The sequence below is a fragment of the Roseobacter sp. MED193 genome, from assembly GCF_000152965.1.
GTDB lineage: Bacteria > Pseudomonadota > Alphaproteobacteria > Rhodobacterales > Rhodobacteraceae > Pseudophaeobacter.
The window spans coordinates 738,513-760,439 of record NZ_CH902583.1 but is presented as its reverse complement, the minus strand read 5'-3'; the positions used below and the strand labels follow the sequence as shown (position 1 = coordinate 760,439).

Sequence of the window (21,927 nt, the reverse complement as noted above, 5' to 3'; positions counted from 1 at the left end):
AGGGTGAAAAACTATGGCGGACTTCCATCAAAACGGAAACATCACAACCCTTCACAATCTGCGAACACGCTCGGTTGACGAACTGACCTATGAGTTGGAAAGCTTTGCAGCGAACCGCAATATTTCTCTTGTTTTGCCCTGTCTGTATTCTGAACTGGAAACAGACGCGATGCCAAAAATTTTGGACGAACTGGCAAAGGTTCCCTATCTGCATCGTATCATCATCGGGTTAGACCGCGCTGATGAGGCTCAATACCGTCACGCGAAGGCGTTCTTTAAAGGGTTGAACCAGAACCATATCGTGATTTGGAACGACAGCCCCAGAATGCTTGAGTTGGGCAGCAAGCTTGTTGAAATGGGATTGGCTCCCTCTGAGCCGGGGAAGGGCAAAAATGTCTGGACCGCGATGGGCTATCTGATTTCATGCCAAGACAGCGCAGTCATGGCCATTCATGACTGTGATATCCTGACCTATACAAACGAACTGCTGGCGCGTCTGGTGTATCCGGTTGCGAACGTGAGTTTTCCCTATCAGCTTGCAAAAGGTTACTACGCCCGTGTTGGACAAGATCGCCTGAATGGTCGTGTGTCCCGGCTCTTGGTGAGCCCGCTGCTAATTGCGCTTAAAAAGGTGGTTGGAGACCGCGATTACATCGACTATCTGCGCAGTTTCCGCTACCCCTTGTCCGGTGAGTTTGCCATGCGGACCTCGATCCTGCCGGACCTGCGCATTCCATCAGACTGGGGGCTGGAGATCGGCATTCTGTCCGAAGCCTGGCGCAACCTGGCATCGCAAGCAGTCTGCCAAGTGGAGATCGCTGATCAATATGATCACAAGCATCAGGACATGGGGGAAGAGGATGCCAACTCAGGGCTCAATCGGATGTCCACGGATATTTGCAAGGCAATTTTCCGCAAACTTGCTGCAGACGGTACCGTGTTCACCCCCAATGTGTTTCGCACCCTCAAAGCAACCTATTATCGCAGCGCTTTGGACGTGCTCGAAGCCTATTACAGCGATGCGAAGATGAATGGCCTTAGCATTGATCGTCACAAAGAAGAGCGCGCAATCGAGCTGTTTGCCGAGAACATTATGCGCGCGGGGCAGTTCTTTTTGGACAACCCACACGAAACCCCCTTCATTCCCACCTGGAACCGGGTCCATTCTGCTGACCCAGACTTCCTGTCTAAACTCCACGCTGCAGCTGCTGCGGATGAGGCGGAGTATGTCTAGTTGCGGTTGGTGATCCACAGGCACTGATAGGGGGCGACAGTGATCTCAGGGGCGGTGGTGTCAATGACGGTATCGCTCAGGAGGTCGGTCCAAACCTGATCCTCAATCAGATTGAGATCTGCTGCTGAGACCTTAACGGCGGCGTCCGAGACATTGTGCAAAGCAAAAATCGACTGGCCACGATCGAGGCTTTGGCGCCAGATACCAAATATACGGTCATCCCCCATATTGACCGTGAACTGCGTCGCGTTGGGGTGAAAGGCTGCCTGTTTCTTGCGGATTTGCAAGCGCATAGACAGGTCGGACATGACGCGGGCCTGGTCTGTGCTGGGGTCAGCCAGACGGTCGCGCAAAACCGGGTAATCCCAACGGTGGCGGTTGATTGCGCGGTTCATGCCGCGGTATTCGACGCCATCATGATCGTTTGGCGTGGCAAGCATTGCGTGAATGTAGAACGCCGGTATGCCTTCCAGCGACATGACGATCGTCTGCGAGCAGATGAAGCGCGCATGATGATAGCTATCGGTCCCTTTGAAGGTCCGAGACATCGCGTCGTAGAAAGTCGTATTCAACTCATAGGGGCTTTCGCTGCCATCGGGCAGTGTGCGCATGGACACCAAACCGCCCAGATCTGTGACCGTATCAATCACCCGTTGCTTTTCGTGTTCTGGCAACAACCCTTCTGCGGGGCGCATGCCAATGCCATCATGGCTCGCGGTGAAGTTCAAATAGGCACATCCCATAGGGGCAGGGGGCATGGCACGCTGCCAGCGCCGCAAGAACTCTGCGTTTCCAGACATCATGGCGTGTAGAATGAGCGGCGGAAGGGGAAAGTTGTAGATCGCATGCGCTTCGTCACCCTTGCCAAAGTAGCTTAGGTTTTCGGCCTTTGGCACATTGGTTTCCGTCAGCAGGATCACCTTCTCCGTGGCAAAATCACATAGCAGCCGCATGAGTTTGATCACCGCATGTGTTTGCGGCAGATGGATAGATGGGGTGCCGGCCTCTTTCCATAAAAACGCGACTGCATCGAGGCGAATGATTTGAACTCCATTGTCCACATGCAGACGGATGATGCGCAGAAATTCTAGCAAGACTTCTGGATTGCGAAAATCCAGGTCAATCTGGTCATGGCTAAAGGTGCACCAGACATGGCGCGGGCCCATGCTTGTATCGACCTCTTGCAACAGCGGGGTTGTGCGGGGGCGCACCACGTCACGCAGATCATCCTCGGGCGAGGCCTCAAAGAAAAATTTGTCGTAAGGGGCTTGGCCCTGGCGATAGGCATTGAACCAGCTTCCCTGGCTCGACACGTGGTTTAGAACCAGATCCGACATCAGCATGAATTCACTGGCAATGCGGTTGATGTCTGGCCAATCCCCGAGTTGCGGATTGACCGCGCGAAAATCGGATACGGCAAACCCATCGTCGGAAGTATAGGGAAAGAAGGGCAATATATGCACTGCATTGAGCGTGCCCTCCAGATAGGTTTCCAAAAAATCCGAAAGCAAATCCAACGGTTTATGGGCTCCGTCGATGATTGAGTTTCCATAGGTGATCAGTAGCGCGTCTTTTTGCGTCCAAAGGGTATTGCCGGGAACCCGCCCTCGTTTGCGCCTGACAGTCCCTTCGGGCCAGAAGGCTTCGATGACCATGCTGGACAGAATGTCACCGTCGAGCTCAGGGTATATCTGCTTGAGAAAACCCGATAGTTTTGGGCCAATCGAACCTGCGTGCTCTTTCATGGAACGTAAACTCACATATCTTGGTCAGGGTGTTGGTCTTAACCGTTGCTTCCCCGCTTTTTGCGATCATGCAGGTCTATCACCGATTCAGGCCATCTACTTTTGCGACAACTGTGGATCTTTCTGAAATTGAGGCGTTTGTTTTGCAACAATGCCGCTTGTTTACGCATCCCTTCGCGCCGCAGGTGGCATGGGATAAGGTCTGGCGCGGATCACGTTGCTGGTCCCGGAGCCAGCCTAGGACGACCGCCCTGCGAGTGATGGTGGCTCAAAGTCCTGCCTGGTGGCGCCAACACAGGGCCAGTCCCTAAGAACCACAGCTAGCGTTTGCAAACTGTATAGTTCGCGCTGCGGGTTTCGCAGGGCGTGGCGCTTTGGTCTTTGGGACGCAGCAAGAATGGAGAGAAAAGAATACTGGCCTTTTGAGGCATTCCAGCTACCCTCGCTGCGAGAGAATTCTTTTGGAATGGGAGGCGCCAATGGAATTTCCGTGCAGGTTACCTCTTGTCGTCGCCTCTGTCTGCGGTGTGACCTTGGTACCAGATTTGGCACCGGCCCAGGATCGCGATCCAATGCTGATCCGCCAACAAGATGCGCTGACTATACGGGGACACCTACAGGTTGGCCTAAACGCAGTGGCAGAAGGCAACCTGTTCTGGGATCTCGCGGTGACAACCGCTCCTGGCAGCGGTTTCGATCCCGACACAAGCTGGCTAGAAGGCTACATTAAGCCTGGAGTCAGTTTTGAGTACCAGCTCGACGCTGGCGCGGTTGTCTATGGTAAGCTCTCAGCGGTTTCTTCGTATAGCTGGGGGACCGACGCCTTTGATACGGGCGACACGGGGGCAACGACACTGGAAGAGGCCTATCTTGCCATCCGTGGCGATTTTAGGTCCAAGGGTAGCTATGATCTGTCTCTTGGCGCGCGAGAATTGACCCTCGGCACGGGTATGCTGATTTCAAATGGCGCAACCAGCGGGTTCGAACGGGGGGCGTTGAAGCTCGGTCCGCGCAAGGCCTGGGAACGTGCCGCTATCGGAGAACTCTCCCTTGGGGGTTTTAGCGGGACCGCCTTCTTTCTTGATCCCAACGAATTGCCATCGACGGATGGCAACAACGAGCTGGCGGGCATGGATCTACGCTATGACGATCCGGCGGGAGGCTATCTGGGCGCGACATATGTTGAGGTGTTGCAGTCCGACTCGCCTTACCCCCAGGCTGCACCAGGTGGAATTGGTCCGCCAACGGTAACGCCGGGGGCGCGGGAGGGGACGCGTACGCTCGGCCTCTACGGCAAAAACAATCCCCTGACGGCTGGCTTGAAGAATTGGACCTTTTCTGGGGAAGTCGCTTATCAATGGAACAAAAGGATCGACATGGAGGCCTGGGCTGGACGGATAACAGCTGGATATGATTTTGTGCAGTTGCCCTGGTCGCCCAACCTCACCCTAGGCTATCAGAGCTTTTCCGGGGACGACCCCAATACCACCAAGCTCGAACGGTTCGATCCGCTGTACTATCAGGGAAGCCCCAGTGCCTGGGCCACAGGATCGAAATCCGCATCGACCTTCATCAATTCGAACGTGAACGCGCTGACCCTGGCGCTGCGTGTCCAGCCAAGGCCACAGGATACCTGGACGCTTCGATATGCCCATATCCGAGCAAATGAGTTAAACAGCCCCGTCCAGTTTGGGCAGGCGACGCGGGTGAACGTGAATGGCAACGTTGTGTCCGGTGTTACGGACAGCCATCTCTCTGATGATTTGTTTCTCGAATACAGCCATATCATAAATCGCAATACCTATCTCTCGGCCGGGGTTTCGGTTTCCTTCCCGGGTACGGGGATAGACAGGGTCATCGGCGCAAACGCTGATCCGTGGACAGGGGGATTCATCAATGTCGTTGTTAACTTCTAAGCTCTTCTCGGGGACAATGGGGGGCGTGATTGCGCTGGGCCTGGCAATGGGCGCACAGGCGCAAACCGTGCCGCTTTCGGCGCAGGAGTCAGACCCCAATGTCATGGGCTGGATGCAGGGTTTCCCGCCGCCGCCTGACAAGATTATCACGCAGCCTGACAGCCACTATTTCAGCTTTCCCCGGCTGCGCTGGTCTGTCTGCCACTTGCGTGAATTCCTCCCGACTGAAGAGATCAGCCGCGGTATCGGAGCGCCTGTGCCACTGAGCTACCCGTCTCCGTCCGACTTCGCCGAGTTTAGGTCGCAGATCGACGCGCTCACCTTCACTCCGCAAAGCAGCGAAGCACAGATGACTTGGGAGCAGTCGCTCTACGCCAATTACACCGACGGCATGTTGATCATGCACAGGGGCGAGGTCGTCTATGAGCGCTATTTCGGCTGCCTTGAGGAAGACGGCAAACACGCCATTATGTCGATGACCAAATCCTTTACCGGGCTCTTGGCTGAGATCATGGTGGCGGAAGGTCTGCTTGACGATGGGGCACTGGTGCGTGAGGTGGTGCCTGAGATCGGCGATAGCGCCTTTGCGTCGGCCACCGTGCGGCAGGTCATGGATATGACCACGGGGGTGAAATACTCCGAGGATTACGCCGATCCTAACGCCGATATCTGGCTCTATTCCGCTGCCGCCAGTCCATTGCCCAAACCTGCGGATTACGAGGGACCAAACGGCTATTGGGAATACCTGCAACAGGTGGAGGGCGAGGGCAAACACGGCACGGAGTTCCACTATAAGACCATCAACTCCGATATGTTGGGTTGGATCATCAGCCGGGTGTCGGGGAAATCGGTCACCGAACTTGCCTCTGATCGCCTGTGGCGCCGGATGGGGGTGGAACAGGATGCTTATCAGACCGTCGACGGCAAGGGGGTGCCTTTCGCAGGTGGCGGCATTACTGCGGGGCTGCGTGACCTGGGCCGTCTGGGACAGCTGATGCTGAACGAGGGCAGGCTGAATGGGCAGCGCCTGTTCCCGGCCAAAGTAGTAGAAAAAATCCGTGCAGGAGGCGATCGCTCAAAGTTCGGCGAGGGCTTCCCCACTTTTGGTGCGGGCAGCTACACCAGCCAGTGGTGGGTCTTCCACAATGACCACGGGGCCTATGCCGCAAGAGGGGTGCACGGCCAGACGATCTATGTCGATCCCACGGCTGAGATGGTGCTTGTGCGTTTGGCCTCCTTCCCGCAGGCGCAAAACGGCTTCATCGATCCGACCTCGTTGCCCGCCTATCAGGCCGTGGCCGAGTACCTTATGGCGAGATAGCACATAGCAGGGGCGTAATCAGTTCGCTGCGCGGATAAAATACAGATTGCTGCACATCGCCTGTGATGGGATCTGAGCAAGCCTGACCTCCCTCGGTGAGGTTTGGCCCCTTGACGTAGCGCGCAGAACACGCCGGACCTTTGCTGTTGGCGGCGCGCGGTTTCTGCTCGTGCGGAATGCTCTTTTACGGAATTTACGGCCAATTGTAAGGAATTAATAAAATCGATGAAACGATTTTTAACTGCCGGCAGCGTAGAAACTTGACGAATGTTTTATGGAGTGTGTGCTGGTGTTTGCCAAAGAACGAGGGCTGAACAGCATCCCGGTGCGATTTGGGCTGATGGCCGTAGTGATGGGGGGGCTGGCGATTGCGGGTCTTCTGCAGGCGGTTCGAGCGGAGCTAAGCAATGGCTGGCTTGGGCTGGCCATTGCTGCTGCGGTACTGCTTCCAGGATTGGTTACAGTTCTTGCAGCGCATAAGTTGACAGGGCAGATCTTGGCCTTGCGGCGCAGTACAGAGGCACTTGTTTCCGGCGACTTCAATGCCGCCGTTGACGTTGATTGTGCCTGCGAGGTCGGCGGTCTGGCTGACAGTTTCCGCAAGATGGTGGGGCGGCTCAACAGCAACATTTTGCGAATGAATGTTCTGGCCTATGCGGATGGGGTCACAGGCCTTCCAAACCGGGCGGTGATTTTCCATCTGTTGAGCCGCTTGACCCAAGCGCCTCTTGTCGATGCCTCAACCGTTCTCTTCATTGATCTGGACGGTTTCAAGCGTGTGAATGATCTTCATGGTCACGAAGCAGGGGATGATCTGTTGCGTGGTGTAAGCCAACGCATCGCTTCTGCGCTGGGCCGGTCATTGGAAGAGTTGGAAACCTGCATGTCCCCGACGGGAGAGCTATGTGACGAGGTGCCCAATGACATCGTTTTAGCCCGTGTTTCCGGTGATGAGTTTGTGGTTCTGCTGCCGCCGGAAACGGGGGACCCAGAGGCGCTTGCTTCAAACATCCTCGAAGGCCTGGCGGAACCCTTTCAGATCAGCGAAGCGACAGTCCACATTGGCGCCAGTATTGGTTTGGCCAATTATCCTGAAGATGCTGTTACCCCGGAAGAGCTGTTGAATATGGCGGATCTCGCCATGTACGAGGCAAAGCGCAATGGCCGCAATCGTTTGGTCGCCACTAGCCCGGTTTTGCGGGCCAAATGGCAGGACCGTCGTGATGTAGAAAGAGACCTCAGGCGCGCCCTGGAGAACGACGAGATCGTTCTGGCCTACCAGCCCAGATTTGCCACAACGGACATGCACTGTGTTGCCGTCGAGGCGCTGGCAAGATGGTCGCACCCCGAGCGCGGGGATATTTCGCCGGCGGTTTTTGTGCCAATTGCAGAACAGGCCGGGATGATCCCAATTCTCGGGGCGGTCGTGTTCGAAAAAGCGGTTCAGCAGTGCCGTAGATGGCAAGACCAGGGGCTCGAGTTGAGTGTTTCTGTCAATGTTTCCCCAGCCGAGTTTGCGGCGCCGGATCTTGTATCGCGGCTGACCTCAGTTCTGAGACGCCATGGGGTTGACGCCAGTCTTGTTGAAATCGAGATAACTGAGACCATAGCAATGGATGATTTTGAAACGACGCAGGAGCAAATGATCAGCCTGAGAGGCGCAGGTTTCAGGATCGCAATCGACGACTTTGGCACGGGTTACTCCAACCTGTCACAGCTGTCCCGGTTGCCCTATACATCGATGAAACTTGATCGTTCATTGATCCTCGATAGCTCAGAGGGTGATATTGGCCTGAAAATCCTGCGCGCTGTGACGAATATGGCTAAGGCGCTGGGACAGGCAACCATTGCAGAAGGGGTCGAAACCCAAGCGCAGTATGAGGTGGTCAAGGCGCTGGGCTGCGATGAAGTGCAGGGGTTCTATCTAGCCCGTCCCATGACGCCTCATGACGTGCATGATTTCGTCTTACAGTCCCGAAAGAAGGGGGGGAAGGCGCAAAACCGCTAAGGCGGTCTTGCGCAATCTGACGTGATCTTTGCAGGGACGAACAAATCTGGAAATCTCAGTCGAGCTGGGAGGCGGTGTCTTCTGTCACCTGATCTCCCACCCAACGGGCAAAGAGGTGGATCAGAATAATGATCATGGAGAGGGGTACGGCCACGGAGATCCAAACCATCGGTATTCCGAGTGTATCGGCTGTCAGGCCGGATTGACGGGCCAGGTAACCCTTCGCGAAGCCGCCTCTTAGTGGCAGCGTCGCGATTGCTCCGCGCCTGGCCTGGGCCTGTGCAAGCCGCAGCGGCAATAAGCCAAGCGCGGGCATCGCCTGCAGAATTTCAAGGTTCAACGCCTGCGAAAGAGAGGCTATTGTATTGGTGGGTGGCGCCAGTCCATTGGTCGCAAACAGCGCGTCGACAGCCCGTCGAGCAACTGAATTAGGGTGTGGCAGGATCCAAGGATAGTTCACAACATCTGCCCAGGCCACAGCAACTTCTTGCGCCGGCGGATGGTCGTGCCCAGCCACGACGACGGGTTCCGAAAACAGTGTCATCTGGTCGATCCCGCCCAGTTCTTTTGGCTGCCAGATCCGCGCAATCAATAGATCCAGTGCCCCTGCCTCAGGCTGTGGTAAGAGTTCGACGAAATGGCCTTCGGAGACGGATACGTTTGCCTGAGGTGTGCTGCGTTTGAATAAGGCAATCGTGCCAGGCAACAGGGTTGGGGCCACCGAGCTGACAACGCCAACGGAGACAGATCCTGTGACCCCACTTGTCATGGCTTCGATATCAAATTCGGCACGATCAAGCTGGCTCAGAGCGAGGCGTGCGTGTTCTGCAAGCCGCACCCCAATCGGTGTCAGGTACAGCCTGTTGCGATCCCGCGTAACAACGGGCACGCCTACGATTTTTTCCAGCTCTGCGATCTGTTTCGACACAGCCGGCTGGGTGACCCCAAGCGCCTCGGAGACCCGAGCTAGAAGTTTCAGGTCTGAGAGAGAAACAAGTGCACGCAGGTGCCGAAGCGTTATAACTTGTTGAAAACCCTTAGCCCAAATACGATCTGCCTCCTCACAAAGCCGTGGCAGTGGTGCCATGGCTCTTCCTTCAATCTGCAGATATAGCCTACAGAGAGCGACTTCGCACCTCGCCTGATCCTGATTTGCACATAATCTGCTTTCGAAGAGGGGGAGGGGGCGCTCGACTTGGCACCGAAATACGTGGTTCTGTTTCGTCGTAAGTGCTTGGCTTCTTGGAAAAACCACCTGATCTGCCCTGCCAGTTTTACAAAGGGACCAGTCAAATTAGGTGGGGTTGCTCAGCAGGGAACTGGCCTGACCAGTACGACGCGATACCGAAGCAGAAGACCCCAAAATGCGTGATTTTTTGAAAGGCGATTTTCCGGAGTAATTGTCGTTTTGCCTCTTGCGAACAAAACGGAACATTAATAGAAGGTCCCCAGACCGTGTGGCAGGACACCACCCGCCATACAACGGTCACTAAAGGCGAGTTGGCGGAGTGGTGACGCAGCGGATTGCAAATCCGTGTACACCGGTTCGATTCCGGTACTCGCCTCCAATAAAATCAATGACTTACATGATTGCAAAAAGTCGAGCGCTGGAAATTGGTGGCGACTTTGGTGGCGAAAACACAAAATTGCCTTCGAGGGAACTGTGGCTGAATCGCCATAAATTCCGCATGAACCAGCTTAACCTCAAACAATGTGTGTCAGTCGGTTCGAGTGACTCAACTGTTCGAACGCTAGATTTTCCCACCAACGTCTTTAAACCTCTCGACCAAGGCAGATATTTTCTGGAAAACACTTTGCTTCTTCGTGCGGAACTGAGAGTTCAGCGGACTCATCTTGGGCAGGATATCGTTTAGATCATCTCCGTTTTCGCTGGCAAAGTTGCGTTTGATCGACGCCGATATATAGCGCTTGGCCTCTTTTGGCTTAAGGTCTTCGGAATTGATGAGATCTTCAACTTCGCGTTGCTGCTCTGCCCTTGCAAAGGTAAAGAATGCATCAATCACACTAGCTTTATCGTCCATTTGCCCCAGATCGGTTGCGTTGATGAACTCAATAAGCAGACCTTCCTTTGCCCGGTGTCCAAGGCTGGCACGGATGATGCGACGGGCTTCTTCAATCAGATCCCCCTTGTCTTTGGCGTGCTTGTTTTTCTCAAAAATCAGCTTAAGGATATAGTCCAGATTGATTTCCTGCGACTTGAGAAGGTCAACCTCGAACACGATATCATCCCAGTCGATGCTGGTTTCCTCCTGCTCTTTTCCTGCCTTCTCCTGCCGCAACCAGTCGCGAATGTCGTTATAGGTTGACCGGTAGTCTTGCACCGATCTTTCAGAGGGCAACTTGATTGCAGTCAGTTCACGTAAATCCTCGTCGTTCAGGTAGTGTTTTTCCTTAAAGGCCTCAACGGCGTCTGCATCAGACGGGTCAATGTGCTGAAACGCTTTCAAGGCCGCGAACTCATCATAATTCTGAAGAATATTCTCGGCCCTCAGGTATTCACCAAACAGTTTTGCAAACGCCTTCTTGTCGGATTCTTTGACGATATCTTCAGGATTTGGGAACCGCTCTTCCAGTTCTTCCACAATCTCAGTGAACCCGCGCCGTGCCTTACCGGTTTCCTGATCCTGAAAGCCGTTCATATATTCATCGTAACTCTTTTCGAGAACGACATTTTTCGTATTTTTGTCACCAAAGAGCGTGATCGCATCCACGGTGGCCTGCTCAAGGTCACGAAAGGCAACGATATTTCCAAAAGTCTTCGTCGCATCAAAAATCCGGTTAGTGCGGGAAAAGGCCTGCATCAAGCCGTGATATCGCAGGTTCTTATCGACGAATAAGGTGTTCAGTGTCGGCGCATCAAAACCGGTCAGGAACATTCCCACAACAATCAACAGATCAATGTCCTGCGACCGCACGCGTGCAGCCAGATCACGATAGTAATTCTGAAAACCGCTACTATCGACACTGAAGTTCGTTTTGAAATATGCGTTGTAGTCGCCAATCGCCGCATTCAGAAACTCTTTGGCGCTGCTGTTCATGGCAGACACGTCAAAGCTTTCATCGTGAATGTCGCCGATGGCATCCTGTGCTTCATTCGCGGCAAAGGAAAAGATGGTGGCAATCTTCAGAGGCTTGTCGCGGTCCTTCTGCAGCTCGTTCAACGCCTCATAGTACAGCTTGGCGGCATCGACACTGCTCACGGCGAACATGGCGTTAAAGCCGCCTGTGCCTGCCTGTGTCCGATGGGTTTTCTGGCGGAAGTTGTTCAGGATATATTGTGAGACCTCTTTGATCCGCTCGGGATGCAAAAGCGCCTGCCGGTTTTCCGCCGCACTCAGCTTCTTCTCGTCCTGTTCGCTCTCAATCGCTTTGAATTGCGGACGGACATCATTGTAATCAACCTTGAACTTCAGAACCTTCTCATCGCGGATCGCATCCGAAATCACATAGGAATGCAATTCGCGCCCGAATACGCTGGCCGTGGTTTCCGCCCCAAGAGCATTTTCCGGAAAAATCGGCGTTCCGGTAAAGCCAAACTGATAGAACCGCTTAAACTTCTTTTGTAGGTTCTTCTGGGCCTCACCAAACTGGCTGCGGTGACATTCATCGAAAATGAACACCACCTGCTGCTTGTAGACCGGCAGCTCCCCCTCGGACTTCATCAGATTGTTCAGCTTCTGGATCGTGGTGACAATGATCTTGTTGTCGTCCTTACCCAGATTGCGCTTTAGCCCAGCCGTGCTGTCAGACCCGTTAACACTGTCGGGCGAAAACTTCTGGTATTCTTTCATCGTTTGAAAATCGAGGTCCTTGCGATCCACGACGAAAAACACCTTGTCGATGAAATCCAGCTCGGTCGCCAACCGCGCCGCCTTGAAACTGGTCAGCGTCTTGCCTGATCCGGTTGTGTGCCAGGTATAGCCGCCGCTTTCTGGCTTGCTCCACGTTTTGGACTGATACGAACCTTTGATCTTCCACAGGATCCGCTCGGTTGCAGCGATCTGATAGGGGCGCATTATCAGCAGGGTATTGCCCGCATCAAAGACCGAATATTGCAACAACACGTCCAGCAGAACACGCTTTTGAAAGAACGTCGCGGTGAAATCTTTCAGGTCGCGGATCAAATCATTGTCTGATTTTGCCCAGTTCATGGTGAAGTCAAAGCTGTTCTTGTTACGCTTGACGGTATTGGCGAAATAGCGCGTGTCCGTACCGTTTGAGATCACAAAGACCTGCAAAAACTTATACAACGAGTTTTCACTGTTGAAGCTTTCCTTGCTGTACCGGTGGATCTGGTTAAACGCCTCGCGAATGGCCACGCCGCGCCGCTTTAGCTCGATCTGCACAAGGGGCAGACCATTTACCAAAATTGTCACATCATAGCGGTTGGCATGAGTGCCCACCTGTTCAAACTGTTTGATCACCTGCAGTTTGTTGCGTGCTTTGTTTTTCTTATCAAACAGATAGATGTTCTTGATGCGCCCATCATCAAAGACAAAATCAAGGATGTAGTCATCATGGATCTTGCGCGCTTTGTCGGTGATGCTGTCGCTGGGATTATCCAGATAGCTGTCATTGAACCGCTGCCATTCATCATCAGAAAAACGGACGCTGTTCAAGGCCTCAAGCTGCACCCGCACGTTGGCCAGCATGGCCGCAGGGGTGGTCAGGGCAGATAAGAATTCATAGCCTTGGTTCTGTAGATCCTGAACCAGCTCGCGCTCCAGATCATCTTCGCTTTGGTACTGGTCAGCGGCCACCCAGTCCTTGGTGTACTTATCAAGAACGATGTAATTCGGCGTCTCTGCAATCGGTGTTGTCTGCTCAGGCATTTTGTTCTTTCGGCTTAAAAAAATGGTAGTGGCTAAATAAATAATTCACGAGCTCGCCCAGCTTTTCTTGGTCGCGCGCCTCGAGCTCTGCGACCTCTTCGCCAGAGTGCGCTGAATGGCTCGACAAATTCACTATTCGAGAGGCAAATGGATCTGGATTCCCATCGATCTTTGGCAGTAGGTCACCCCACCTATGGTGACCTAGGAATGTTGCGGTCTTCTCCAGAACGTTCCTTAGATAGTTGAAATGAAATTTCCGAACTTGACCACTATCGACGGCATTTTTTAGCTCCGACAACAACAGCAGATGGTAAGAAAACGGCGAGTCATTCCCCTGCTCTGCCAAAGCAAACGAACCATCAGCTTCTTTGCTTAACCTGTATTTGGCTGAGCGTTCTCGCTTGTATATCATCTTGGGACGGGTCACTGCCGCGATTGCGGCGTCATTGTCAGATAGTTGCAAGGCTGCGGCGACGTTATCTTTATCGTCAGGTGCTACAAGAGTATCGAGGGCTTCAGCCACATCGCCACCGCTAGCAATAGCTGCTTGCAACGACGCCTTCACTTTATCGACATCCTTATATTTCTTGTTGTTAAATTCATTGAAGAGAACATTGTAAAACAATGGGCTATGTGTGGTGATGATGAACTTAAGATCCGACTCTGTAGCTTTGATCAACTCAGCCAGATCGACCGCAAGCTCAATCAGATGACTGTCATCAAGAGAGCTAACCGGATCGTCAATGAACACATACTTGAGGTCATCATATTCATCGTCATCTCGCTTTTCTGGATCAGGCTCTCTCAGAATCTCAACGACCTCTTGCAACAGCGTATAGAAAACGCTCCAGATTAGGTTGCTTTCTTCGCCCTTTGAAATTTTCACATCATTTTCAATGTTATCGCCGCCAGTGTAGGCAAATCGGATCTCTGGAAAGGTGTCGATTTTTTTCGCGCCATCCTGAAGTGGTCCGGCAAATTCGGACAGCGTGCTAAGATGTATCCAACCCGATTGAATGGATACAAGAATGACAAAGCGACGGAATTTTTCAGACAAGTTTAAAGCGACTGTGGCCCTTGAAGCATTGCGCGGTGACAAGACGGTGCAGGAGATTGCATCGAAGCGCCAGCTGCACCCTACGCAGGTGAGCACGTGGAAACGGCAGGCGATTGATGGCATGGTCAACGTTTTCTCGGACAAGGTCAAAAAGGCTGAGAACAAAGACGGCGAAATCAAAGAGCTTCATGCCAAGATTGGTCAGCTGGCGGTGGAAAATGATTTTTTGTCACAAGGGCTGAAGCGATGAGCCTGTCTGAACGCCGCGAGATGATCCGCAAGGACAACACCGACCTTAGCCTGACGCGCCAGTGTAAGCTGCTCAAGATCAGCCGTTCCTCAATCTATTACACGCCTGTTGGCTTTGATCAGGCGACGATTGATCTGATGCATGAGATTGACCGGATATTTACGAAGTATCCGTTCTTCGGCAGCCGCCAGATCGCGGCGTATCTGCCCCAATCAGGGTTCTCGGCAGGACGGCATCGCGTGCGTCGCCTGATGGGCATCATGGGGCTGCAGGCCATCTACAAAGGGCCGAACACCAGCAAGAAGCACCCGCAGCATAAGATCTGGCCATACTTATTGAGAAAGCTGTCGATTACGCGGCCCAACCATGTTTGGTGCAGCGACATTACCTACATTCCAGTGAAGAACGGGTTCCTGTATCTGGTGGCAATCATGGATTGGGCAACACGCAAAGTGCTGTCCTGGCGGCTGTCAAATACGTTGGATGCCAGCTTTTGCGTTGAAGCACTGGACGAAGCCATCGCCAAATATGGCAAGCCCGAGATCATGAATACGGATCAGGGTAGCCAATACACGGGCGCGGATTGGATCAAGACGCTGACGAAGGCCGATATCAAAATCTCTATGGATGGGCGGGGCCGCTATCTGGACAACATCTTCATCGAGCGGCTCTGGCGATCCCTGAAGCAGGAGGCAGTGTATCTGCACGAGATCACCAACGGCTTTCAAGCCAAAAGGATCATCGACGACTGGATCGGCTTTTACAACGCAGAGCGGCCTCACACCGCCCTCGACAAGCGCACGCCAGACGCGGCATACTTCGAACAAAGTGAAACACGAAAAGCGGCATGAACATAAACCAGATGCATCTTAGCCAAGCCGCAAACCTGTCCTAAAAAGCAGGACCACTTCATCCCTAAAGTCCACTCTGGACTTAAGGGGAAAACTTGGCGTGATACTTCTGCTCGTATAGCGCTGGAAATTGGCGATGATGTTCTGATCCTGCCCTCGGTCACGCAAGACCCAATCGGTAAAAGAGTTCGGCTGGATATCGATTTTTCGAACTTCGTCATTGTCACGATCATTGTCCCAAACGAACAGGTCTTCAGTGAACGCGCTATAGTAAAGGATCTTGCGCCGTGTTGGTTCTTCCTCCTCACCATTCTCAGGCTTGGGGGCGACCAGATCCTTCACCGCGCGGGACAGACGGGTTTTGCCCGTACCGTTAAAGGCATAGATCAGCTGCACTTTTTTGTTTGATTTGACGAGCTCTTCCGCAACGGCCTTGATCTTGTCGTCTTGCTTTTCTTGGGCTTCTACCTGCTCGGGCATCTATGCGGCCTCCTCGGGTTTAGGGAAGCTCAAGAGCAGGTCGCGGTAGTATTCGTATTGCTGCTGACGCAACTTGATTTCACGCGGCAGGCCCTCGCTGAGCGATGCGGTCAGCGTGTTGAACTTGTCGAGGATGGTGACGATGCGGTTTTGTTCTTCGGCAGAGGGTACAGGAACTTTAACGCCGAGAATCCAGTCTTTCTTGAGATGCGTTTGATCGTAGCCGCTATCGTATCTGAGCAGTTGTTTATTGCGGTTCATGACGTAGTGGAGGAACTTTGAAGAGAAAGACTCTGGGTCCTTCACCCTCAGCAAACAGACACGTTGATTGGCTGCATAGCGGCCGTCTTCGTCAACGAAAAACGTCTTGGCAAGTGCCCGACCATTGGGAAGATCACTCATTACCATTGCAACGTCGTTCTTGAAGGCTGGTGTCAAAACATCGGTCGTTTTTACAAATCGTGCTGACCTGCCATCGGTCGAAATATAGCCTGCAGTCAACAGTGCGACGTCACCGTCTGGTGTGACAAGTTTTTCATGCGGTTTGGCGTTCTGGAAATCGACCACATCGCCCAAAGTCTTCCATTCCACATCCCCATCATCGAAACTCAAAAGCTGATCTCGGTAGTGGTTGTATTGTTGCTTGCGAGCCTTAAGCTCGGCTGTCAGCTCGGCTGTCAGCTCGGTGAAGCTGTCCAAAATCCGAACAATCTCTGCCTGTATCGCCAGCGATTTTTCTGGGTCGTCAGGGCATGGGATGGGGATCACCAAGCCTTTGAGTTTGCCAGCGTTCAAAGCCGGGATACCATCGAAGGTGCAAAGCGCGTGAATGTCAGCCTGCTTTTCAAGCAAAAGATGATAGAGATAACGAGTTTCTAATTTCGCATCAGACTTGATACTGACAGCGTAGTTGAGGTTTCCTCGAAAGTACTTTCCCTCCTGCCATGTGATTGAGCCGACTCCGGCACCCCGCGTAGTGACGCCGATTGGGTCATCGTCTGTATTCCATTCATCAATGAAGCCCAAAGGCTCGCGCCCGCTATTGATAACCGCGTAAGGCCCGGGATTGCTTGCTATCTTGTTCTTGTTGACCGATTGACCCGTTTTCACATTTGTCAGTTCGCCAAGCTGCTTCCATTCAACAACAGCGCCATCTAGTAGCTTTTCCAAAAAGCCCCGGTTGCTCATGCCTCGATCTCCGCAACGATGGCGTCGATTTCCGAACGAAGCTGATCGATCTTAGCAACAGTCTTGACCAGTTCTGCATTCAGCTCTGTGATGTTGGTCTTTACTCGGGTGTCCTTGGGTTCGACATAGGCGCTGACGGACAGGTTGTAGTCCTGCGCAATGATCTTGACCTGATCAACCGTTTCGGCAACGTGGGCTTCGTTTTCCTTACTGTCGAAGATCCTCATAACCTCGGCAATATGATCATCAGACATTTCATTGTTGTTGGTTTTCTTGTCAAAGAAGTCTTCGCCTGTTGCATCAATGAACTGCACGTCAGTGTTTTGTTTATTCTTGGCCAGCACCAGAATATTCACCGCAATCGTCGTGCCGTAAAACAGGTTAGGCGCAAGCGCGATGACGGCTTCAACATAGTTATTATCCACTAGATACTTACGGATCTTCTGCTCTGCGCCGCCGCGATAGAAAATACCAGGAAAACAAACAAGCGCCGCGCGGCCCTTGGCAGAAAGATAGCTCAGCGCGTGCAGCACAAAGGCAAAGTCAGCCTTGGACTTCGGGGCCAGTACACCAGCAGGGGCAAAGCGTTCATCGTTGATCAAGGTCGGGTCATCAGAGCCCTTCCATTTGATTGAATAGGGCGGGTTCGAGACGATGGCATCAAAGGGCTTATCATCGCCGAAATGTGGATCCGTCAGCGTATTCCCCAGTTGGATGTTGAACTTGTCATAGTTGATGTTGTGCAAAAACATATTCATGCGGGCGAGGTTGTACGTGGTGTGGTTGATTTCCTGCCCGAAGTAACCGTCCTCAACCCCATGATCCTTCAGGAAGTATTTGGCCTGCAGCAGCAAAGAGCCGGAACCGCAAGCAGGATCGAAGATCTTGTTGATCGTCGTCTGACCGTGGATCGCAATCTTAGCAATGAGTTTAGAAACGTGTGGCGGGGTAAAGAACTCGCCACCGGACTTACCCGCATTGGCCGCGTAGTTCTTGATCAGAAATTCATAGGCATCGCCGAACAGGTCACGTTGACTATCATCAAAGGTCAACGGCAAGCCAGCGACGCCCTTAAGCACCGCAGCTAGACGCGCGTTTTTGTCTTTGACGGTGTTGCCAAGGCGGTTGCTGGTGGTGTCAAAATCAGCGAACAGGCCAGAAATGTCTTCTTCAGACGGGTATCCGTTGGCCGACCCCTCAATAGCGGCAAAGATGGCGGCAAGATCGGTATTCAGACTGTCATTCGTATTCGCCTGCGACACAACATTTGAAAACAACTGGCTGGGATAGATGAAATATCCCTTGGTTTTCACAGCCTCGATGACAAAATCATCCGGGACTTCACTGTCAGACATACCTGCATAGTTGACGTTGTCATCACCTGCGTCGGCATAATTGACAAAGTTCTCACTGATGAAGCGGTAAAACAATGCACCCAGAACAAACTGTTTGAAGTCCCAGCCATCAACGGCCCCGCGCACATCGTTTGCAATAGCCCAGATTTGACGGTGGAGTTCGTCGCGCTGTTGTTGGCCTGTCATTTTCCTGCCCCTTCTTGTTTTTGTTCTTGCTCAGTGATCCAGCGATCAATTTCGCTTTTGCGAAACCGCCACGCGCTCCCTACCTTGAAGCCCGGAACCTTACCCTCTGATGCGAACCGATATGCCGTTTTCTCGGCGATTTTCAGATACTCAGCGAGTTCTTTCACGGTCAAAATATCAACGTTGGGCATTGCAAAATGTCCTCCCTTGGGAATTAGGATTGAAACTAGAGGAAAGATGGGTAGCCAGCAAGCACGACGTTTAGAACGAGGACCCCTACAGTGATGGCGGCAGCGGCTTGTCCATAACAACAAAAAAAACAGGCAGCCACTCACTGTGACTGCCTGTTACTAGATTTGTCCTACCCTCACCGCACACTAAGCTTTAGCGGTTAGCAACTGCCCCACCGCCAGATCCTTAGCGTTCAGACCCAATTCTCTGATGATGTATTCGCCGCCTCTGCCACTGATATTTCGGCAATACCCGTTGCCATCCTCATCGAGGAACAAGCAACGTATGTTGCTATAGTCACCCCAGACACCGGCAATGGCCATCAACGGGATGCCTTCAGGCAGGCGCGCCACCTTCTCAAACTCTCGGTAGTCAATGCCGTAATCACGGGATTGCCCGAATGACATGGTGAAATGATCATGTGGGAAGTTCATATATTTTCCTTTCAATTTAAAGGCCGAGGCTATGGCCGCGTTCTTGTTCACTCAGGCCTCGTTCAGCCGTTGCTCGGCGTGTTTCGCTAATTTCAAACTGGCCTCTAAGCCCTCTTGAAGCGTCTCGTAGGTCTGCTCCTCTCTCAGCAAGTCGGCCAATGTGGCGACCGACAAGAGATGCGATTTCATCAGCAGCGCCACGCAATGCGCCAACCCATTCACTTTGCTCTCGATCCCGTTCGTCGAGCGCGCTTCCAAAGCGCGCAATTCCTGCGCTGAGGTTTCGCAGGCCGTCACCAATCGCTCGACGCAGGCGAGCAAATCGCGCTCCAAGGCTGTCAGTGGCGTCGTCATTTACTGCCCCCTGACTTCGATGCAGATGATCGGTGTTCCCGCCATCGTGCAGGTTTTCATTTCGGTCTGATCGGGATCCAGCGTCAGCCAAATCTGCCCCGCGTGTTCGATCCGTGTCAGACCCAGTTCCGTCAGTTCCGAATGCGTCAAAAAGGTCATCCAGAGCCAGCTCACCGCCACGGTCGAGGCGATCCACGCCAAGATCAGCCCCACGATCACCCAAGGCGATATCGTCAGCCAGCGCCGGAGCGTCTCGCTCCGCCTCTGCAATTCGCTCTTGCTGTCGCTGAGAAAGAACCTGATATCGGTCTCGATTGTATGCAGCGCGCTGGTCGCAATGCTGCTGAAATCGCTCCTGAAGCTCTCCAGCTGAGATGCCATCAAGGCGGCGTGGTCGCTGCGTACTATCTCCAGGTCCGCGTTCAATTTCTCGGCGAGGCGGTTCGGCTTGCCAGTCGTCATGGAAAATCTCTCCTTTCAAACGCCAGCGCTCGCCGGTGTCGGGGTCTTGGGCGGTGATGTAATTCTTACTGGCACGGGGGATGTCGAATCCCGCGTCAGTGAGTGCGTCGATCATGCTGGCACGGTCAGTAACGGTGCCGACGCTGATCTGATCGAGGAGCCAATCGTGCAGCGCCTCGCGCCCCTGTGCGCGGGTTGGAGCCTCAATCGTCGCCCTTACCTCCCGTGCGCGTTCTGGGTCCAAAGGGTCTGCCCAACCGTGCGTCTTGTTCATCAAATCGCGGAGGCTGGAAAAGGCGCTCTCATGGCCTGGCGGTGCGATGTTCAACGCCTTGCCGGTGCTGAGCTCAAGGCGTGGCGTGCAGAAGTGCAGCTCGACGTTGCCTTCATGCGAGTGGCGCACCCAGAGACAATCGTATTGGTCCCTGTCCAGCCCAGCAAAGGCCAGAGCCTCAAATAGCTCAATGGCCTCTTGCTGGGCGTCGGGACTGGGATCATCGCTGTCGGCAAAGCTGATGACGCCCGCCGTGTAGCTCCACTTGTTGGTGCTCGCGTCGATCAGGTCGCGGGTTTGGTCGGGGTTACCATGCAGCACCTCAGGCAACGGGTCGCGGATCTTGGTTTGCGGTTTGCTGGTGTCGTCGCGGATCAAATTGCGGTTCTCGTCATAGGCAAGAACTTCGCGTGCGATCAGGTAGTCGACGGGTGCAGCTCCGCCGCCTGTGCCGGTGGAGAAGAACGAGATTATCATTCGCAGTTATCGCCTGTGTGTGCCGCCACGATCTGCGCCATCTGCCGCTCGATGACCACCAGTTGTGTCGCGACCTTGAGCGCATCGATCTGGCTCGCGCGGCCGGATTTGACCGCTCCGTTGATCCAGCGGGAGAGCTGATTGAGGTTGCCGCCGACGCGGGCAATCGCAAAGGTCAGCTTCGGGTCAACACGGGGGACGGGCTTGCGCCGACGTGCCTCAGCCAGCCCCAAGGCCTCACGCATCAGCGTGGCGTTGGGCAGGCCAGCGGCGCGCGCTTTGGCCACAAGCGCTGCCTTCTCCGACGGTGTGCATCGAAAGATCACGCTCTCGGAAAGGCCCTCTTTGACGCCGCTTGCGCGCGTCGGGTTGGGGTTTGAAGGGGAGGCTTGCCGCCCCTCACAAGTCCCGCCGATGTAATCGGAGGGTAACCTTGCTCTTTGCGGGGAACCGGACATCAAATCAGCTCCTTGCGCGCCTGTTTGGCGATCTCGCTATTGAGGGCTGAAGAACTTGGCTTGTCTGTGACGCTGGAATTACGAGGCGGCGAAACGTTTAAGGTTTTTTGATTTATTGTTTTTTCCTCTTTTTTCTTCTCTTGTTTCGAAAGGGTTTCGATACCCTTGCGAAAGGGTTGCACGCTATGCAGCCCTTCGCTCGGCAACATCTGATAGCAGGACTGGATCGCGCCAAATGTCACCCTGCCGCGTTTGTTGATCTCGTCCATCAGGATCAGATTGAAGTCATCGCCGTATTTGAAAAACTGCGCCTTCAAAAACGTCCTGAAGGCATCGTGAACTTTCTTGTGTTCCGGGCTTAGGTCTTCCCATGACAACGCCTGCTTGAAACTTGAGACCGTGAACTCGGACACGGCACGACAAAACATTTCTGGCGGACATGTTGGCAAACCCGAAAAGCTCTTGATGTGGCCTTTCATTTGGTTGCCATTGTTCGGGGCATTCAGGGAACTGAACCAGCCAACCAGACGCAGCGTTTGATATTCAAAGTCGTATTCTATGAGGTCGCAACGCTGAAGTTCAGAAATTGCGGCCTCTATCTCTAGCGGCTTGGCACTCGCATCGTAGCTCCAAATATCTACTGGATAGCGAAACAGACCAATGTAGTTACTCAGTTTCGAACAATGCGCCGCCAGATAAATGTAACGGATATCATTGGACGAAAGCGCTCGATATTTTGGGTTTGAAAACAGATCAAAGTCGATCTGTGCGTAGTATTTCACTGCCATGATCG

At 53.4% G+C, this 21,927-nt stretch carries 17 protein-coding genes and 1 tRNA gene; 6 read left to right on the top strand and 12 right to left on the bottom strand.

Going from position 1 to position 21,927, the window contains the following annotated elements; translation table 11 throughout:
* Positions 1-13: 13 nt before the first annotated feature.
* On the top strand, positions 14-1,234 hold the full coding sequence (locus tag MED193_RS06145; protein ID WP_009808805.1) for a glycosyl transferase: 1,221 nt from the start codon (positions 14-16) through the stop codon (positions 1,232-1,234).
* On the opposite strand, the gene MED193_RS06140 is transcribed toward MED193_RS06145, so the two are convergent.
* Entirely contained in the window at positions 1,231-2,979 is a 1,749-nt protein-coding gene (locus tag MED193_RS06140) for a sugar phosphorylase (RefSeq protein WP_009808804.1), read from the bottom strand. The two genes, MED193_RS06145 and MED193_RS06140, sit on opposite strands and share 4 nt — an antisense overlap.
* Positions 2,980-3,458: 479 nt before the next feature.
* Here MED193_RS06140 and MED193_RS06135 point away from each other — a divergent pair, with 479 nt between their 5' ends.
* From MED193_RS06135 to MED193_RS06125, 3 genes are all read left to right on the top strand, one after another.
* Positions 3,459-4,895: an alginate export family protein gene (locus MED193_RS06135; protein WP_009808803.1), complete on the top strand. Its 1,437-nt coding sequence runs from the start codon at positions 3,459-3,461 to the stop codon at positions 4,893-4,895.
* Complete coding sequence (locus MED193_RS06130; protein WP_083790457.1) at positions 4,876-6,216, top strand: serine hydrolase; 1,341 nt, start codon at positions 4,876-4,878, stop codon at positions 6,214-6,216. The genes MED193_RS06135 and MED193_RS06130 overlap by 20 nt, the downstream gene beginning before the upstream one ends.
* A gap of 289 nt (positions 6,217-6,505) precedes the next feature.
* Entirely contained in the window at positions 6,506-8,224 is a 1,719-nt protein-coding gene (locus MED193_RS06125; RefSeq protein WP_198133854.1) for a bifunctional diguanylate cyclase/phosphodiesterase, read from the top strand.
* A 55-nt stretch (positions 8,225-8,279) separates the two neighbouring features.
* On the opposite strand, the gene MED193_RS06120 is transcribed toward MED193_RS06125, so the two are convergent.
* The gene (locus tag MED193_RS06120; protein ID WP_009808800.1) at positions 8,280-9,311 is read right to left on the bottom strand and encodes a LysR substrate-binding domain-containing protein; all 1,032 of its coding nucleotides are present in this window, start codon (positions 9,309-9,311) and stop codon (positions 8,280-8,282) included.
* Positions 9,312-9,718: 407 nt separating this feature from the next.
* Between MED193_RS06120 and MED193_RS06115 the strand changes: the two genes are divergently transcribed.
* Positions 9,719-9,792 (top strand) — tRNA-Cys (locus tag MED193_RS06115).
* Between the two features lie 183 nt (positions 9,793-9,975).
* Here the strand turns inward: MED193_RS06115 and MED193_RS06110 are convergent.
* Both MED193_RS06110 and MED193_RS06105 read right to left on the bottom strand, forming a co-directional pair.
* Complete coding sequence (locus tag MED193_RS06110) at positions 9,976-13,077, bottom strand: HsdR family type I site-specific deoxyribonuclease (protein WP_009808799.1); 3,102 nt, start codon at positions 13,075-13,077, stop codon at positions 9,976-9,978.
* Complete coding sequence (locus tag MED193_RS06105) at positions 13,070-14,134, bottom strand: AAA family ATPase (RefSeq protein ID WP_009808798.1); 1,065 nt, start codon at positions 14,132-14,134, stop codon at positions 13,070-13,072. The genes MED193_RS06110 and MED193_RS06105 overlap by 8 nt, the downstream gene beginning before the upstream one ends.
* Here MED193_RS06105 and MED193_RS06095 point away from each other — a divergent pair.
* Positions 14,106-15,235, top strand: a protein-coding gene (locus MED193_RS06095) for an IS3 family transposase (protein WP_085978290.1) whose coding sequence is annotated in 2 segments (ribosomal slippage) — positions 14,106-14,370 and positions 14,370-15,235 — 1,131 coding nt in all. Because the reading frame shifts where the segments join, the coding sequence is not laid out codon by codon here. The two genes, MED193_RS06105 and MED193_RS06095, sit on opposite strands and share 29 nt — an antisense overlap.
* 18 nt (positions 15,236-15,253) lie before the next feature.
* On the opposite strand, the gene MED193_RS06090 is transcribed toward MED193_RS06095, so the two are convergent.
* The 8 genes from MED193_RS06090 to MED193_RS06055 all read right to left on the bottom strand — a co-directional run bounded on the left by MED193_RS06090 (position 15,254) and on the right by MED193_RS06055 (position 21,922).
* Positions 15,254-15,715, bottom strand: a complete 462-nt coding sequence (locus tag MED193_RS06090) for an Anticodon nuclease PrrC (protein ID WP_009808796.1) — start codon at positions 15,713-15,715, stop codon at positions 15,254-15,256.
* Positions 15,716-16,903: a restriction endonuclease subunit S gene (locus MED193_RS06085; protein WP_009808795.1), complete on the bottom strand. Its 1,188-nt coding sequence runs from the start codon at positions 16,901-16,903 to the stop codon at positions 15,716-15,718.
* On the bottom strand, positions 16,900-18,444 hold the full coding sequence (locus MED193_RS06080) for a type I restriction-modification system subunit M (protein WP_009808794.1): 1,545 nt from the start codon (positions 18,442-18,444) through the stop codon (positions 16,900-16,902). Before MED193_RS06080 ends, MED193_RS06085 begins: the two co-directional genes overlap by 4 nt.
* Entirely contained in the window at positions 18,441-18,635 is a 195-nt protein-coding gene (locus tag MED193_RS06075) for a helix-turn-helix domain-containing protein (RefSeq protein WP_009808793.1), read from the bottom strand. Before MED193_RS06075 ends, MED193_RS06080 begins: the two co-directional genes overlap by 4 nt.
* Positions 18,636-18,821: 186 nt before the next feature.
* A complete protein-coding gene (locus tag MED193_RS06070) occupies positions 18,822-19,160 on the bottom strand; it encodes a hypothetical protein (protein WP_254655434.1) in 339 nt (112 codons plus the stop codon).
* Positions 19,126-20,676: a relaxase/mobilization nuclease domain-containing protein gene (locus tag MED193_RS06065; protein ID WP_009808790.1), complete on the bottom strand. Its 1,551-nt coding sequence runs from the start codon at positions 20,674-20,676 to the stop codon at positions 19,126-19,128. The genes MED193_RS06070 and MED193_RS06065 overlap by 35 nt, the downstream gene beginning before the upstream one ends.
* Positions 20,673-21,134: a MobC family plasmid mobilization relaxosome protein gene (locus MED193_RS23220; RefSeq protein WP_254655433.1), complete on the bottom strand. Its 462-nt coding sequence runs from the start codon at positions 21,132-21,134 to the stop codon at positions 20,673-20,675. Before MED193_RS23220 ends, MED193_RS06065 begins: the two co-directional genes overlap by 4 nt.
* On the bottom strand, positions 21,134-21,922 hold the full coding sequence (locus MED193_RS06055) for a hypothetical protein (RefSeq protein ID WP_009808788.1): 789 nt from the start codon (positions 21,920-21,922) through the stop codon (positions 21,134-21,136). The genes MED193_RS23220 and MED193_RS06055 overlap by 1 nt, the downstream gene beginning before the upstream one ends.
* Positions 21,923-21,927: the final 5 nt, after the last annotated feature.

Excerpts from the sequence above, each read along its gene's own strand:
- MED193_RS06145 (WP_009808805.1), top strand. The coding sequence starts at position 14 with ATGGCGGACTTCCATCAAAACGGAAACATCACAACCCTTCACAATCTG.
- MED193_RS06140 (WP_009808804.1), bottom strand. The coding sequence starts at position 2,979 with ATGAAAGAGCACGCAGGTTCGATTGGCCCAAAACTATCGGGTTTTCTC.
- MED193_RS06135 (WP_009808803.1), top strand. The coding sequence starts at position 3,459 with ATGGAATTTCCGTGCAGGTTACCTCTTGTCGTCGCCTCTGTCTGCGGT.
- MED193_RS06130 (WP_083790457.1), top strand. The coding sequence starts at position 4,876 with ATGTCGTTGTTAACTTCTAAGCTCTTCTCGGGGACAATGGGGGGCGTG.
- MED193_RS06120 (WP_009808800.1), bottom strand. The coding sequence starts at position 9,311 with ATGGCACCACTGCCACGGCTTTGTGAGGAGGCAGATCGTATTTGGGCT.
- MED193_RS06110 (WP_009808799.1), bottom strand. The coding sequence starts at position 13,077 with ATGCCTGAGCAGACAACACCGATTGCAGAGACGCCGAATTACATCGTT.
- MED193_RS06090 (WP_009808796.1), bottom strand. The coding sequence starts at position 15,715 with ATGCCCGAGCAGGTAGAAGCCCAAGAAAAGCAAGACGACAAGATCAAG.
- MED193_RS06085 (WP_009808795.1), bottom strand. The coding sequence starts at position 16,903 with ATGAGCAACCGGGGCTTTTTGGAAAAGCTACTAGATGGCGCTGTTGTT.
- MED193_RS06080 (WP_009808794.1), bottom strand. The coding sequence starts at position 18,444 with ATGACAGGCCAACAACAGCGCGACGAACTCCACCGTCAAATCTGGGCT.
- MED193_RS06075 (WP_009808793.1), bottom strand. The coding sequence starts at position 18,635 with ATGCCCAACGTTGATATTTTGACCGTGAAAGAACTCGCTGAGTATCTG.
- MED193_RS06065 (WP_009808790.1), bottom strand. The coding sequence starts at position 20,676 with ATGATAATCTCGTTCTTCTCCACCGGCACAGGCGGCGGAGCTGCACCC.
- MED193_RS23220 (WP_254655433.1), bottom strand. The coding sequence starts at position 21,134 with ATGTCCGGTTCCCCGCAAAGAGCAAGGTTACCCTCCGATTACATCGGC.
- MED193_RS06055 (WP_009808788.1), bottom strand. The coding sequence starts at position 21,922 with ATGGCAGTGAAATACTACGCACAGATCGACTTTGATCTGTTTTCAAAC.